The organism is Proteiniborus sp. DW1 (assembly GCF_900095305.1).
Classification (GTDB): domain Bacteria; phylum Bacillota; class Clostridia; order Tissierellales; family Proteiniboraceae; genus Proteiniborus.
The window spans coordinates 45231-60926 of the sequence record NZ_FMDO01000042.1; the positions used below are offsets into that span (position 1 = coordinate 45231).

Here is a 15696-nt window from a genome sequence, read left to right on the forward strand (position 1 = left end):
CCTTTCACCTCCCTTATTTCTTTCCAAAGGTCATTTGTCGTGGGCGAAATAGTCTTAGAAATTGTTTGTAAAAGAAAATAGATAGTAAGGAGTTATAAATCACTTCTAATACGACAACATTTTTAATAAACAAAATCAAATCAATATTCATTGATAGAAAATACATAAAAACATAACAAGTCAAATGAAAAGCAAATGTTGATATTGCCGTAAAGACAAAAGGTAAGAACAAATTTTCCTTAAATACTTTTTTTTCTGTTAATCCAATAACATAGCCAATTATAAAGTAAATTAAGGCATGCACCCCTATAACATCATAAAAGAGCATATCCTGCAAAAAACCTAGTATTAATCCTAAAATACTCCCCGTTTTTTTACCAGAGAGTATGGAAATACATACAATTATTATCAAGGATGTATTGGGTACAACACCAAGTATGCTAACATGCTGTAGTATAGTAGATTCTAATATAAAATTTAATAATACTAATATGCCTATTATAAAGTACTTCACCATTTTTTCCCCTTTTATCTATTTTCCTATAATAACAAAAACATTTTGAAGTTTATTAAAGTTTATTGCTGGTTCTACTTTTATATTAACTAAAAGATCATCGCTATTCTTTGTTACCTCACTTATTTCCCCAATGTAAAGTCCCTTTATAAATATGCCACCAAGGCCTGAAGTTAGTAGCTTGTCTCCCTTTACGACATCCGCCTTTGTATCAAATAAATATCCTGAGATGTTACCTTCAGAATCACCTTTCATGATTCCACCATCTTGAGTTCTAATTACATTAAAACTCAGGCTACTCCCTGAATCTATTATAGCTATTACCTTAGCCCAGTTATCTCCAACCTCAACAACTCTACCTACAAGTCCTTCTACTATAGTATTACCATCAACCTCTATTCCTTGGATAACTGCATCATCTTTTTTTATTCCATCTTTAGCTCCCTTATCTATTATGAATCTATCAAACCAGTTACCTGGGTCTTTTCCAATTATTTCAGCCTCAACTAAAGTATATTTTGTCTTCTCCTTAATAATAGCAGCATTTCTTAGATAGTCAGATTTACTTACAATGTCTTCATAATTTCGCACTTGTTCCTTAAGTTTAGCATTTTCTTCCTTCAATTTAGTGTTTTCATTTTTTAACTGACTAATACTACCTATAGATTTAAAAGTACCTACTACCGATTCTCCTCCATTGTAAAAAAACTTTTGAATAGGTGTTATTATATTTCCAATAAAGTTCTCTATAGATGTTATCTTTTCTCTACCGCTTGCAGTAACTCCAATAACTATAATTAGAATGATAGCAACAATAGTCACTATCATTCTCCCCTTTATTTTTTTTAATATGGTCATCTATATCACCACTTATCCTAACTTTCTTGAACTTTTTGCAACCCTTTTTAATGTTTCTATATCTTCTAAAGCCTTTCCGGTACCTATAGCAACACAATCTAAAGGATTTTCTGCTATATGAATAGGCATTCCCGTTTCTCTTCTGATTAGTCTATCTAGACCATCTAGTAAAGCTCCTCCACCAGTTAACATTATACCTTGCTCCATAATATCTGATGCTAACTCAGGTGGAGTCTTTTCTAAGGTATATTTAATAGCGTCTATTATATTGGCAATTGGCTCTTTCATTGCTTCATAGATTTCTGATGAACTAATATCAATATTCTTTGGTAATCCAGAAATTAAATCTCTTCCTCTAACAGATATTTTCCTTTCCTTATTAGTAGTTAAATCTGCAGACCCTACTTGAATTTTAACTTCTTCAGCAGTTCTTTCTCCTATCATTAAATTGTACTCTTTTTTAATATAGTAAACTATTGACTCATCAAGCTCGTCTCCTGCCACTCTAATAGACTTACTAGTAACAATACCACCTAATGAAATGATGGCTACTTCTGTAGTACCTCCTCCAATATCTACTACCATACTACCATTTGGTTCTTGAACTGGAAGTCCTGCACCAATAGCCGCAGCCATAGGCTCCTCTATTAGAAAAGCTTCTCTAGCGCCTGCATTAATAGCTGCTTCTTCAACAGCTCTCTTTTCAACTTCTGTAACACCAGAAGGCACACAAACAACTACTCTAGGCGAAAATAGTGAACGACTACGATTTCCCTTTCTTATGAAATATTTTAACATGCTTTGAGTAATATCAAAGTCAGCAATTACTCCATCGCTTAGAGGTCTAATAGCAACAATATGTCCTGGTGTCCTTCCTATCATTTTTTTAGCTTCTTCACCTACTGCTAATACTTCTTTAGTATTAGTTTGTATAGCAACAACAGAAGGTTCTCTAATGATTATTCCTTTGCCTCTCATAAAAACTAAAGTATTTGCTGTTCCTAAGTCAATTCCCATATCCTTTGTAAATATATTAAATAGTCCCATTATCTTTTGATCCTCCCTAGTTAAAGCCTTATATTATATCCTTTTCTCTTAAACTTATATGTTTATTGTTACCAATTATAATATGATCAAGTACCTTAACACCTAAGATATCTCCCCCTTCAGCTAATCTCCTAGTTATTGCTATATCCTCTTTACTAGGCGTAGGGTCACCACTAGGGTGATTGTGAACAAGAATTATTGAGGCACTACTTTTTACTATAGCTTCCTTAAATACTTCCCTAGGATGAACTATAGAAGAATTTAAACTGCCCACAGATATATCTTCGATTCCTATTACTTGATTTTTGGTGTCTAGCATAACTATTTTAAAATGCTCTTTCTTTAAATGTATCATATCTAGCATTAGCAAATCTACAACATCAGTTGGCGAAGTAATTTTTGCTTTGTTATTATGTGCACTTGACATAACTCTTTTTCCAAGCTCTACAGCTGCTAATATTTGAGCTGCTTTGCACTTGCCTATTCCTTTTACTTTCATTATCTCTTGTAGACTTGTATCTGTTAAAAAATAAATTCCTTCTTTTTTGCCTGCTAATAGCTTTTGAGATAGTTCAATGGCAGTATTTTCTCTACTACCTGTCCTAATGAGTATAGCCAATAATTCTGTATTTGATAATGCCTTAGGTCCGTATTTATAAAGTTTTTCTCGTGGTCTTTCATCCTCAGGTAAATCTTTTATGGTATAACTAAAGTCTCGCTCCATAGCCCCTCCCTAAACGATAGTTAAAGAATTTTAGTGCTAAAATGCTTTTCTAAGAGCTTATCAATCTTCACAATAGGGAATCCTACTACATTTGAATAGGGTCCTTCAATCCAATCTACTAAAATTTCACCATACCCTTGTATTCCATAAGCTCCAGCCTTATCCTTAAATTCTCCAGTACTTATATAACTATTTATTTTTTCTGGCTGTAATTCTCTAAATTTGACCTTAGTTATTTCATAATCTACAATTTTTTTCTTTGAACTTGTATCTATTATTGCTATACCTGTAATTACCAAATGTTCTTTACCACTTAAACTCTCAAGAATCCTGTAAGCATCTCCTTCATCTTTAGGCTTTCCTATAACCCTATCCATATACACAACCGTGTCCGCTGCAAGCACTATTGCATCATAATCTATCCCTTTAGATATATCTTCTGCCTTTTGAAAAGCAAGTGACATAACTACCTGAAATGGATCATCTTTAATAGAAATTTTTTCATCAATATGGCTTTTAATTATTTGAAAGTTAACATTATATTTTTCAAGTATTTCTTTTCTCCTTGGAGAAGAAGAAGCTAAAATAATTTTTTTCATAATCTCACCTATAATCTTTTATACATGAAATAGGCTAATAAAAATCCAACAGCACTCGCAATATTTATGTCAATAATTAGCCCAAATGTAAGCTCTATTACACTTAAATCTAAGTGTAATGGTGTTTTAAATCCTATAGGATAGCTATAAGCCAGTAATGGAATCTTATCACCTAATAGGTTCCCAATGACTCCTCCTAACACTACTCCTACAATTATCAGAGCAAAAAAAAGCGCTAGATTCCTATTTTTAGGTCTCATGTTTACCTCCTTATATTAGTTTTAGGTTTCCCTCATTATTTTTTTCATATTCTTTGATGTTAATGTTGAGCCTAGTCCAACAAAATAACCTGTAAATAAGCTCAATAAAGTCATAAAAGGAAAATAGGAAAAAATCTTCATATTTTCCATTATTAAACTAGCAGCTAAAAGCTGTCCAATGTTATGAAATATGGCTCCAAAAATACTTACTCCAATTAAACTAAAGTATTTCGAATAATATCTAAATATAATCGACATTGCTAAAGTACTTAATATTGCTCCAGAAAGACTATAGGCAAGACCGGAAAAGCTTCCTGTAGCTAAGGCAAAAACTAGTGACCTTAATATAGCTACTACAAAGGCTTCCTTGTAACCAAATAATACTAAGGTAATAAGGCAAACAATATTGGCTAATCCAAGCTTCATACCTGGTAACATTATAGGTATTGGAATCATTGATTCTATAATACTAAGGGCAAGTCCTAAGGAAACTAATAATGACAAAAAAATAAGTTGTTTGAGTCTCTTCATGTTTCTCACCCTTTTCTAATAACTAATATGATCTATTTCATTAACTGTATTTTTTTCTGACTTTATCTCTACTACCATTCTGTTAGGTAAGCACACAATAATCTCACCCTGGTTTGATATCCATCCTTGTTTTACATCTAGTTTATCAGGGCAATCTGCTTCAATAACTCTTACTTTCCCATCACCTATTTCTATTTTGTTATAGCCATACTCTGTCTTTATATCAATGGCTTTGCCCACCATATTTGCCCCAAATGAAATCTTTTTAATCTCCTTCCCATCCACTTGTACGCTAATATACTTCTCACCAGTAGTTGTTGAATAATTTTTTACAAAATATATCCCTACTAGACTTAACACTAACACCAAAATTATTAGAATCTTGTCCCATTTTGTCATATGATACATTCCTTTTAAATAAAATTAAAAAATATTTCGACAAAATTTCAATACAAATTTAGACTAAAAAACATGAAAAATACATATTATCACATCATAAGTTTACCATTTACATATAGGATTTACAAGTTGTAATTTTTGTTTAGAAAAGGCGAAAAAAACATACCAAAAAGTTAAACTTATAGTATATTTAGTTGTTAAATTTTCTTTATAAATTTAAATATTAAAACAAGCATTTGTGAGATTTTAATGAAATCACTGCTGAAAAGTTCCCTTGGATATATCACTCTATACTAAGGACTTTTTATTCCTAATTCAAATATTCCAATGTTTGAGCAATTACACCCTAGAAAAATATGGTAACTCATAAAGTTAGACTTGCTTTAGGAAATTGAAATTAATCACATCTAGATTACTTATCTAAATATTAATTCTTTGATATTTGCTACACTAATATCTTTATTGAAACATTTATTAATAAAGTAGCAAATATTGTGACCTAAAATTTTAGTTCGCAATCTTGTTATTAAGCCCCATAGGGACTTAGCTTTAACTTTCTTTACATTAAGCTGTTCAGTTAATTGGGAGAATGAAGTTTCTACCCTTCTTCTGGCTTTAAAAACTAACTGTCTAAAGGACTTTGGAAATTGAGTTTTACTTTTATTTCTTTTCATAGATATTAAGTCTATTTCTTTTTCCTCCTATTACAAAAGTTAAACCAAGCTTTTTCAAAATCTATAGATAGCAATTCGCCCACAATACTAATGGTAATGATTTCGCTATCAGATAAAATTGAATACTCAGCATTTTTACGGAACTTAATGTATTCTGGAGTAATTTCTTGGTATAAGTCATCAATAATTACATAGGTTACCAAGAAAAAATCCTTTAAATTTTCTATTTCTTTGATAGAATATTTATATGGCTCTGGCATATGTTATCCTCCTATCATGATTTCGTGGTGGTTATCAATGATAGGTTAACATAATTGCTGGAGTTTTTTATTAGTAAGTTTTACTAGCACAACAAGTTAATTTTATAATTTTATATCCATCTGTCTCAATAAACCCAATCTTAATTGATACAAGTGAACTCAATGGGAGATATAAAAATCCAGTTGTCACCAAAAACGTATTTTCCAATAAACATGTATGACTCATAGCTTTTAAGATCATGCTAAAAACACATATCACAACTGAACTAATAATGAGTTTATTAGTTCAGTTGTGATATTTTCTTAATAATAGTCTATGAAATTGCATGCTGCTTTTCTGTTTTTTTGTCTCTTAAGTATAATTCTTGATAATATGCGCAATTCTCTATTAGCTCATTATGATGCCCTACATCTACTATTCGTCCTTTACTCATAACAACTATTTTATCAAAAGCCTCAATATTGTAAAATCTATGAGCAATAACAATAGATGTAGAATTTAACTTCAATAATAAGTCCATGAATTCCTTTTCAGCCTTGTTATCTAATGAGCTAGTAGGTTCATCTAAAAAGAGTAGGCTTGGATTATGCACAATGGCTCTAGCTAAAGTAATTCTTTGACGCTGTCCTCCAGAAAAGTTGATACCATCTTCAGACAAAATTGTTTCTATTCCAATAGGTAACTCTTCTACAATCTTATCAATATTTAATTCATTAATTACTTCTAGTAATCTTTCTTCGGAAATTGTCCTGTGCAATAATATATTTTCTTTTATGCTCTCATTAAATAATTGAGGTTGTTGAAGTACTACACCTATGTTTCTATAGAAATCCTCATTCCTAAAGTTTTCTATAGGTATGTTGTCGAGTTTAATAGTTCCTTGTGTTGGATCATATAATCTACACAAAAGCTTAAGTAAAGTACTTTTCCCAGATCCACTTTCCCCGACTATGGCTACTTTTTGCCCCTTTTTTATATCTATGTTTATATCATATAAGACATAAGGCGACAATTTGTTGTATTGAAAATACAGATTCTCTATTCTTATATCTCCTTCAATTTTATCTATTTCCATAATTCCATTTTTTTGTTCCCTAGTAGATAATATATCAAATAGCTTATTAAAGTATATCTTCACAATTTCAATATCTGAATAAGAGCCTGCTAAAGACAATATAGGCGATAAAAATAACCCTCCCAAGGTATTGAAAGCTATTAAATTACCAATAGTAAGTTCTCCTTTTCCTATATAAACTCCTCCTATTAAAAACATTAAAGCAGGAAACATCATCTGTATAGTTATTGGTAGACTACCGATAAATCCTGTATACTTAGCTTTCTTTTCTTCAAATTTCATTTGTGATAAAAAGCTATTCTTCCATTTCTCCAATACATGGCTTTCTACACCAAATGCCTTCAAAGTATCGATATTATTAACTAGTTCTGTAACTATGTTTTGTGTTTTTGTTGAATAGATAATCTGATTTTGCTGAATAGACCTAAGAGCCCTAGTATATAACATAGATAGCATAAAAATAAAAAGGCCAACTAAAGATACTATTCCTGTCAATTTGATATTTATTCTAAGGAGTGCCACGATATAGATGATAGTAAAAATAAGATCAATGCTAACACTTACAACTTTTTCACTGAGTATTTGTCTAATATATGAATTGGAATTTATCCTAAATAGTAATTCACCTTTACTTCTACTTGTATAGAACTGTATTGGTACCTTCAGCAAATGATCAATAGTTTTACTTAACATGCTTATATCCATTAAGGTTTGTACTTTAACTACTATAATTGTACGAAATATACTCATTAGATAATATAAAATAGTCATGATAAAAAATTGTAAAATAAATGGATTAGTATTCGTAGCTTTCTCAATTAAAATATAATCCGTTAACTTTGCTATCATTTTAGGAATACCTATTGCAATTCCTTGCAAAGTAATAGATAGGATAATAACTAATAAAATATAAGCTTTATTTTTCCTCAATTCATCTATAAAAAACGAGTATTTTTTACTCTTATTACGGACTTTTTTCTCTAGCTTACTTAACACAAGTAATGCTACACCACTAAATGATTCGATGAATTCATTGTATGAAATTTTTCTTCTTCCACTAGAAGGATCGACTATTGTAATAGTTTCTTTGATTTTTTCAATTATAACAAAGTGATTTCCTTTCCAAAATGCAATAAAAGGAGTATGAGAATTTTCTAAAGCTCTCACATCATTAATCCTCACCCCCTTACTTTTTAGCCCAAAATCTTCTAATACCATAGACATTTGAAGTAAATTTAGACCCCCATTAGGGATACCATATTTTTCTCGAAGCTCACTCATGGTTATGCTATTACCAAAATAATTGAGTATCATAGCTACACACACCATACCGCATTCACTATGCTCCATTTGTTCTATTACATCTATTTTTCTCATTTGCAAACACTCCTGTTATGCAACTCTAATAGTTCTTGAAAATTTTCACAATCAAGGTATCCCATTTTCTCCCAATAAAACCATTCACCATAATTAATATTGTGTTCCTTATACTTTAACATCATTTCTTTTAGTGTAATAAATAAGGAATCAAGTTTCGCCGTAAATTTAACACCTTGTTCTAAACAGTCAATAATAGAATACCCGATGATATTAGATGCAGCCTTCAGCCACTTATGATCATAAAGCTGATCTGGATAATGTGAAGACGCATTATATTTAGTTACTACTTGACTGCCTAACGATGTCAGAACCATCTCTAAGTAATTTAAAGCTGTATTATGCCCATTTGACATGTTGGTAGACAATACTGCACTACCTTTGCCAGCGAACTTTAATAAATGTGTCCAGTAACCTAGACGGTCTATCAATTTCTTTAAATCACTGGATATATTATGAACATAGACAGGGCTTGCTAAAACTATAAAATCAGCTTCTAATAACTTATCCCCAATAACTTTCATATCATCATCCTTAATGCAATAGCCTTCTTTAAAGCAGATTTGGCACCCTTCGCACTCATCAATTGTAAAATCTTCTGGTTTAATAATTTCATATGCTGAATCATAATTAGCTGATACAAAATCCAATACACTCTTTGTAAATTTATAAGTATTGGATTCTATACCTCTTCTACTACCAATACAGGCTATAATCTTCTTCATAATCCACCTCACTTCTAAGCTTCACTGTTTTAGATTCAAATTACATTAATAATTTTAAGGTTGATAAAAACACATATTTGATATATATTATTGTTGTTGGTATCCTAGGTGCAGTGCAGGTTGTTTTTTTAACTAATTATTTTCGCAAACCCAGAACGTTATTAGTAATGCACTACCTGCTGTTATAAGGAAACATGGTGGTCCTGACATAGGAACGACATCACCACATCCTTGTGACAAAGCCATTTCTTCAAGTGTTAGTTCTTCAAATGCTTTGCCAACGAAATTAGGATCATATTCAATCGAGAATCTATCTTTCATAATAACACCATCCTTTCGTTAGCATTTCATTACAGAATACACAATTGTACTAACAACAACACCTGCGCTGCACCATCCGCTGCTTATAGTAACAGTTTTTAGACAAGGTACTGAAGATGTTAGTGGATTTGCACCACCTTGAGATGCAGCCATTTCTTCAAGTGACAATTCTTCAAATGCTTTTCCTACTAACTTTTCGTCATATATGCAATAAGTATTTTTCATAATATCCTCCTTTTTTAACCTGCACTGCATCTAAGATACCAACTATATTACATTTTAAATGCTTAAAGTATATACATTTGATGTATCTTGTGGGCTTAATAATCTTATGTATTGATATGCAATTCCTGTCAAACCTGTAAATAAGCTTAAATTTGGTATTTCTGGCAATGAGTTCACATTATATTTTTGGTTTTTATTATAGTAATATAATATTGAGGATACTCTTTGATTCAATTTTTCATTAATTTCATTAATATCAATGTCTAAAGATAACTGCTTAATCAAATTCAAAAATTCAATATCTCCAAGATTACCATGGCAAATACAATCATCCCCCTTTAGATTCTCAGGAATGTTTTTAATTATTTGAATTAAATCTCTTCTATAGATACTGTTAAATTCATATATTTCTGTATCTATTAGAGCTATACCCCATCCTGTAGCACCCCAGCACCATTTGAATTCTTTAGACAAACCATATCTTTCTCTTTGTAAGTCAAATAGCTCAAGTGCTTTATGCTTATAAACAGAATTTTGAATATACTGATATGCTCTTAATAATGAAGTTGCAATTCCTACACACCCATGTGCAAACCCTTCCTTCAACTCTTCTCTTTCCATCTCTTGCAATACAACTAAATTATCTGCTATCTGTCCTATTAGCTCTAAATATCTATTGTTTTTTGTAACCTTATATGTTTCGCATGTAAGTGCTAAAATTCCTGCCAAACCGCCAATCCAATCAAGATTTTTGATGTTATTCAGGTTTTCTTCCAAATCGTTCATTGCTGTATCTATGTATCTGGTATACTGTGAATGCCCTTGAAAGTTCAATTCAGATAGTACAGGAAATACTAAAGATAATTTACCAGTATAAGCAGCAAAATTATAATTATATTTGGTATTAAAAACAACGGAATTAATAATTTTATCATAAGCGTTTTTATATCTCTGTTCATTTGTCAATTTATACAACTCTATAAAGAGTAATGCCAAACCTGCTTGGCCTGAATACAGACTCTCATCCATCGCCTCAACCTTCCAAGCATTATCAGACAAATTAATTGCTGGCCAAGACAGTTGATCCCTAGCTTCATAGCTCTTGCTAAGAATGTAATCTCCTATTTTCAATACTTCAGTCATTAGTGCATTAGAATTTTCTTTAACTATATTTACTAAAGGAACTCTCTCCTTTTTTCCTTTGTTATATTTTTCATCGTAAAGCCCTAAACAAACTTTTATTATAGAAAGCTCCCTATTGATATCTTTTACAGATAAATTTTTTATTCTATTTTTTACCTTGTCAAATCCAGATATAGGAAAATAGTTTTTTATACTATTATTATGGCTATCAATTAAATCTAAAGAATTTGTAAGTGTATAAAATATAGGAATATCACCATAAATCAAGTCTTTATTTTCACTAATTGATATTTTTCTTTCCTTATGTGGAAATGCCCATAAATTTTCCAGTAGCTTTTCTCTAAGGAGCATGTCCCGACAATATACGGGATGATTTGAGTATTTTAACAATGTGCCGTATGAGTCAGTATTCTTTACAACTATTCTTACTTTCTTATTTAAAAAAACATTTAGGATTCCATCATCTGAAAGTATTTCATTTTTATTATTAATTATAAAATGCATAAAATCACAAAAACCGTCTAATATATCTTCTCTATATTCAATAAAGTCTACAGTTTCGTTTTTTAGTTTCGGTAGATTATTTGAACCTGGCCGTACATATTCAACATATTCATATTTCATATCTATTGAATTTAAATTTGAAAGTGAAAGAATCTTATACGGTAACTTAATTTCCCTTCCATTTAATGCACTTATATCTATTCCCTTTCTATCTTTATCCATAAAAGCTATAGTAGGTAAAAGAGCTGTATTCTGAACAGAATTAAATATATAATCATATGCCACCTTACTATTAGCTGATTCAGGGACTTCATACTGTCTGTCACTTTGTATTATCGTTTCTACATCAATTATAATAGGATATTCTCCATGAGCAATTAGATTTTCCAAATGAAGATCATTTGCACTTAAAATATGAGCTAATCCCAAGATATACCCAAATCTTTTATAGTACTGTTTTATCTCACTAAATGATTCACATGGTAGCTGTTCTACAAACTCCTCAAATGAATAATCTTCTTCATATATCCCCTTGTACGTTTTTATCTCTAAAAGACTACTTTTTTCATTAATCCATTCTATAAACAAATTAAATGACTCAGTTATAGAATGATTTCTAGGTTTATATACGACTTTATCATGATCAAAACTAAATATGATTACACTTCTTCCTTTGTCATGAGAATCTCCAGCAGAAAGTCTAATATCTGATAAAAAGTTTGAATTAGAATTTATGAATCCTAATTCAACTAGTCTAGTAAAATTCTGTTCTAATCTATTTAGTGATTCTTTTATAAAGTCAATGCTATAGCTTGTCCTTACTATCGATAATCTAGTGCACACAATATACCTTGAATAAAAACTATTAAATTCTTCAATGTTATTGAATCTATTAACTAAGTATTCAATAAATTTTTCTGAAGGCTCACTGCTAGGAAAATCAAAGTTTACCGCAAACTCATTCATATCAACTATAATAACTTTTGAAAAAATATTAATAATCTCTTCAACATAAGTTTGTATAATTTTCTGAATGACAACTTCTGATATTTTATATTTCTTGATAGAACTCATTATATTGTTTAGTTCTTTCTTATAATATAAGATAAATGGGTGGACAATATATGCAATATCCAATAAATCTGTAGATTTTATACTCTCAATGTCTTGGTAGTTAGATAAAATATCGTAGTATAGCTGTACCCATTCTTCTTTAGTTACTATTTCATTGATCTTCTCAGCTTCTTTTAGGGATAGTTCAGATAGACACTCATTAAATACTTCTTTAGAAAATCCCCTTGTTCTAAGCATAATATCAAAATCATCATCCGATACTAAGTTCTTCTTTTGCTTCCACTTTTTAATATAGTTTTCTTTAGTAGGTTCCTTACCTATTATAGAATAGTAATATTTCCTTTCTTCCAAAGTTAAGCTATCAACTAAATTATCAAGCTTCATTTTGCACCTCCTTAATTTATTTGTAAGTATTCCAAATAGCTATATATAGGTTTTTTTCTGTGCTTAACTCATTTTCGCAGTTCTTAAAGAAACTTTCATCATTTATATTCTTTAAAAATATATATTTTTCAATCATATTAATCTCAGTTTTTCTTAATAAACTAGGGTTAAGAAATTCTAGAAAACTATTATTCATACTAGTATCTTTTATTATCAGGTTCATATATAAAATGAAGTAAAAAAACATATTTTGATTTTTATTCTTTTGTGTATTATGAGAATCGTGAGCATTTGTCAAAATCACTTTCTTAAAATAATCTACAGTATTATCATGCAAAACTGACTTTCCCAAAATCAAAGAACTCAAAATCAAAACAGAAATATTATATTTTTTGAAAATAGAACTTGAACCATTTTTAATCAAAAAATTGATTTCATCAGCCATAATTGTTGATAAATATTCTAGATTATTTTTATTTATTTGAGATTTAGGCAGCATCAATTCTTGCATAATTGCCATTTGTGCAAAAAAAGTCATATCTCTATTCATACTGAATGCATTTAGCACATCCCCAAGAAGTGAAGTTATGAGAATTAACAAGGAAATAATAAAAGATATTATCCAGATAACATGATTTGAGATTTTAAAGCAAAAGTACATGAAAATCGTAATAATCAAGCTTACCAAAGGTCCGCCATATGATGTCATTAGTAATTTCTCTTTATACTTTTTGAGACTTAGTTTGTTACTTATATTATTATCTGAAAAAGTTTTTAAAGTACCACCAACTTCTTTATATGGTAAATGAAATTCATATCTATGCAGAGTATTTTTTTTAGAAAAATGTATGTTTATAAATGATAAATATATTGCTGCAACATCCAATGATGCAATTCTTGCTGAAATGTAATGACCTAACTCATGAATATCAACTTGAATATAGTAAATGAAATATGTAATTACAGCATATAAAATGACCTTTCCAATATTCCTTAAATGGCCCATAGGATATACCATGTATATTAGAAGAGCTATACTAAGGAAAAGAAGTAATTTGGATACAAACCTAGATGATATTTTCACTCTTATCACCCTTATCTAGATATTACTTGTATAATAAGTCCGCAATGACACCATATAGGATATGATAATGCAGCCTAAGCTAAAAACACCCAATAAAATTGTTAAATAGCTTGCTGACCATGTTATTGCAGTATTTAGAAATGTATGAACTAAATCATGATTGAAAATATAAAATAAATAGCCTGCTAAAACTAGCAGCATCACAAACCCGTTCATCACTGTACTCGATGTATAGGCTATTACAGCAGTAAATGCAAATATTATGATGCCAATAAATAATCCATTCAGAAAACTTAGTATTACTGTAGATAACACAGTCCCTTTCATCAGAATCAAAAAAATATTCAATATAACTGTACAAGCAATGCTAATTAACGAGATACTGAATACAGATAAATACCTACTAAGAACAATCTTTGCTCTACTTATAGGATAGGTGATAACTCTCTTGTCCACATTATACTTTCTGTCTATTTCTCTTAAATCAATGCAGATTGTCATCATGGCTATAGGTAAGTTAACAGAGTTTATCATCATTTTTATAAATTCAACATTATCAACTAAAAATATTAAGAACAATAATGGGGCATATATAATCAGAACTTTTAAGAAGCTGACATTTTTTCTAGAATAAGCAATAAAATCTTTTATTATTAACCCTTGCATTGAGTTTCTCCTTTCCCTATAAGTAGGATAATGTCCTCTATGTCTGGATTTTCAATTAATAACTTGGGATACGTATTTTGCACTTTTTCTATATCTTTAACCAATACATTAATTTTATAGTTCATCTTTCTATAAGATATTATATATGCTGGATCAATATCATGAAAATCTGAAGTCGTGCATCTAACAATTCCATAATTACAAAGTATATTTTTTTTATCTTCTTCTAACATCACCTTACCTTTGTGTATGAAAATTATTTTATCTGCTATTTTATCTAGATCACTTACTATATGCGAAGAAAATAATACAGTATGATCTTTATTTTGGACATAATCGGTTAAAATTTCCAGTATATCATCTCTCATAAGTGGATCTAAGCCTGAGGTCGCCTCATCTAAAATTAATAACTCGGGGTTTGTAGCTAAAGCTAGGGCAAAGTTAAATTTGACTTTCATACCCCTAGAGTAATTTCCTACTTTTTTCTCTAAGGGTAAATCAAATAACTTTACATAATAAAAAAAATCTTGACTGCTCCATTTTTTGTATATCCCCTTCATCATTGTATTATAGTCCCTAGGAAAAAAATCATCTATTAAAAGAGGCTCATCCATGACAAGATATAACTTCTCTAAAACTTCTTCTTTTCGCTTATCAGCTTTTTTCCCGTCAATTAATATTTCCCCAGAATCAGGCTCTAAAGAACCAGTGATAAGATTAATTAATGTAGTTTTACCAGCTCCATTTTCTCCTACTAATCCTGTAATTAAGCCTTTTGGTACTTTGATACTCACATTATCTAGTTTGAACCCTTCAAAACTTTTATTTAAATCTATAACTTCAATAGCATTCAATACTATCACCCCTTAGAACATCTTTTACATTTTTGCAAAGCTCCATAAATTGCTAGATTATAAGTTCTAAAATAAGCTTTTTATAAAGAGATAAAACAAGAGAAATAGACATTTAACTACACTTGTACTAATTGCTTGTCATTATAATATCATCATGATATTGACTTAACAAGATATTCCAGCCAAACAGCATTTCAAATGGAATAAACAACATATTTTTTTTGCAAAATGTCGTTTGTTCCATTTAGAATGCTGTTTATCAATTTTCTATAGGTTTTATCGAACTTGTATGATATTATCCTAGAAAAGATACTTGGGTTAGGGTGATAATATTGATAGGCTTTGCAGTAGACAAGATTCATGATTACTTTGCAAGTCAAGTTTATCTTTCGGAAAA

Annotated in this window: 16 protein-coding genes and 1 pseudogene; all 17 read right to left on the minus strand. The window is 30.1% G+C overall.

Annotated elements, in window-relative coordinates; all coding sequences use genetic code 11:
• Nucleotides 1–13 precede the first annotated feature (13 nt).
• The 17 genes and pseudogenes from mreD to DW1_RS10875 all read right to left on the minus strand — a co-directional run bounded on the left by mreD (nt 14) and on the right by DW1_RS10875 (nt 15299).
• Nucleotides 14–514 (minus strand): rod shape-determining protein MreD, encoded by a 501-nt coding sequence (gene mreD, locus DW1_RS10790; RefSeq protein ID WP_200800513.1) that lies wholly within the window; start codon nt 512–514, stop codon nt 14–16.
• A gap of 18 nt (nt 515–532) precedes the next feature.
• Entirely contained in the window at nt 533–1372 is an 840-nt protein-coding gene (mreC, locus tag DW1_RS10795) for a rod shape-determining protein MreC (protein WP_074350635.1), read from the minus strand.
• A 12-nt stretch (nt 1373–1384) separates the two neighbouring features.
• Nucleotides 1385–2419 (minus strand): rod shape-determining protein, encoded by a 1035-nt coding sequence (locus tag DW1_RS10800; RefSeq protein WP_074350636.1) that lies wholly within the window; start codon nt 2417–2419, stop codon nt 1385–1387.
• Nucleotides 2420–2447: 28 nt separating this feature from the next.
• Nucleotides 2448–3143, minus strand: coding sequence for a RadC family protein (gene radC, locus DW1_RS10805; RefSeq protein WP_074350637.1), 696 nt, complete (start codon nt 3141–3143; stop codon nt 2448–2450).
• A gap of 20 nt (nt 3144–3163) precedes the next feature.
• Nucleotides 3164–3742 carry a nucleoside triphosphate pyrophosphatase gene (locus DW1_RS10810; RefSeq protein WP_074350638.1) on the minus strand — a complete coding sequence of 193 codons (579 nt, stop codon included), beginning with the start codon at nt 3740–3742 and terminating at the stop codon, nt 3164–3166.
• A gap of 8 nt (nt 3743–3750) precedes the next feature.
• Nucleotides 3751–4002, minus strand: a complete 252-nt coding sequence (locus tag DW1_RS10815) for a DUF4321 domain-containing protein (protein ID WP_074350639.1) — start codon at nt 4000–4002, stop codon at nt 3751–3753.
• 21 nt (nt 4003–4023) lie between these two features.
• Nucleotides 4024–4533 (minus strand): Gx transporter family protein, encoded by a 510-nt coding sequence (locus DW1_RS10820; protein ID WP_074350640.1) that lies wholly within the window; start codon nt 4531–4533, stop codon nt 4024–4026.
• Between the two features lie 15 nt (nt 4534–4548).
• Nucleotides 4549–4932, minus strand: coding sequence for a NusG domain II-containing protein (locus tag DW1_RS10825; RefSeq protein ID WP_074350641.1), 384 nt, complete (start codon nt 4930–4932; stop codon nt 4549–4551).
• A gap of 416 nt (nt 4933–5348) precedes the next feature.
• Nucleotides 5349–5866, minus strand: a pseudogene (locus tag DW1_RS15190) (hypothetical protein).
• Between the two features lie 314 nt (nt 5867–6180).
• A complete protein-coding gene (locus DW1_RS10840) occupies nt 6181–8319 on the minus strand; it encodes a peptidase domain-containing ABC transporter (protein ID WP_074350644.1) in 2139 nt (712 codons plus the stop codon).
• Nucleotides 8316–9044 carry a flavodoxin family protein gene (locus tag DW1_RS10845; protein ID WP_074350645.1) on the minus strand — a complete coding sequence of 243 codons (729 nt, stop codon included), beginning with the start codon at nt 9042–9044 and terminating at the stop codon, nt 8316–8318. Before DW1_RS10845 ends, DW1_RS10840 begins: the two co-directional genes overlap by 4 nt.
• Nucleotides 9045–9176: 132 nt before the next feature.
• Entirely contained in the window at nt 9177–9365 is a 189-nt protein-coding gene (locus tag DW1_RS10850; RefSeq protein ID WP_074350646.1) for a mersacidin family lantibiotic, read from the minus strand.
• Nucleotides 9366–9383: 18 nt separating this feature from the next.
• Nucleotides 9384–9590, minus strand: coding sequence for a lichenicidin A2 family type 2 lantibiotic (locus DW1_RS10855; protein ID WP_074350647.1), 207 nt, complete (start codon nt 9588–9590; stop codon nt 9384–9386).
• A gap of 54 nt (nt 9591–9644) precedes the next feature.
• Nucleotides 9645–12695, minus strand: a complete 3051-nt coding sequence (locus DW1_RS10860) for a type 2 lanthipeptide synthetase LanM family protein (RefSeq protein WP_074350648.1) — start codon at nt 12693–12695, stop codon at nt 9645–9647.
• Nucleotides 12696–12711: 16 nt separating this feature from the next.
• Nucleotides 12712–13713 (minus strand): site-2 protease family protein, encoded by a 1002-nt coding sequence (locus DW1_RS10865; RefSeq protein ID WP_347499724.1) that lies wholly within the window; start codon nt 13711–13713, stop codon nt 12712–12714.
• Nucleotides 13714–13794: 81 nt separating this feature from the next.
• The gene (locus tag DW1_RS10870) at nt 13795–14445 is read right to left on the minus strand and encodes an ABC-2 transporter permease (RefSeq protein WP_074350650.1); all 651 of its coding nucleotides are present in this window, start codon (nt 14443–14445) and stop codon (nt 13795–13797) included.
• Nucleotides 14433–15299, minus strand: coding sequence for an ABC transporter ATP-binding protein (locus tag DW1_RS10875; RefSeq protein WP_074350651.1), 867 nt, complete (start codon nt 15297–15299; stop codon nt 14433–14435). Before DW1_RS10875 ends, DW1_RS10870 begins: the two co-directional genes overlap by 13 nt.
• Between the last annotated feature and the right edge of the window lie 397 nt (nt 15300–15696).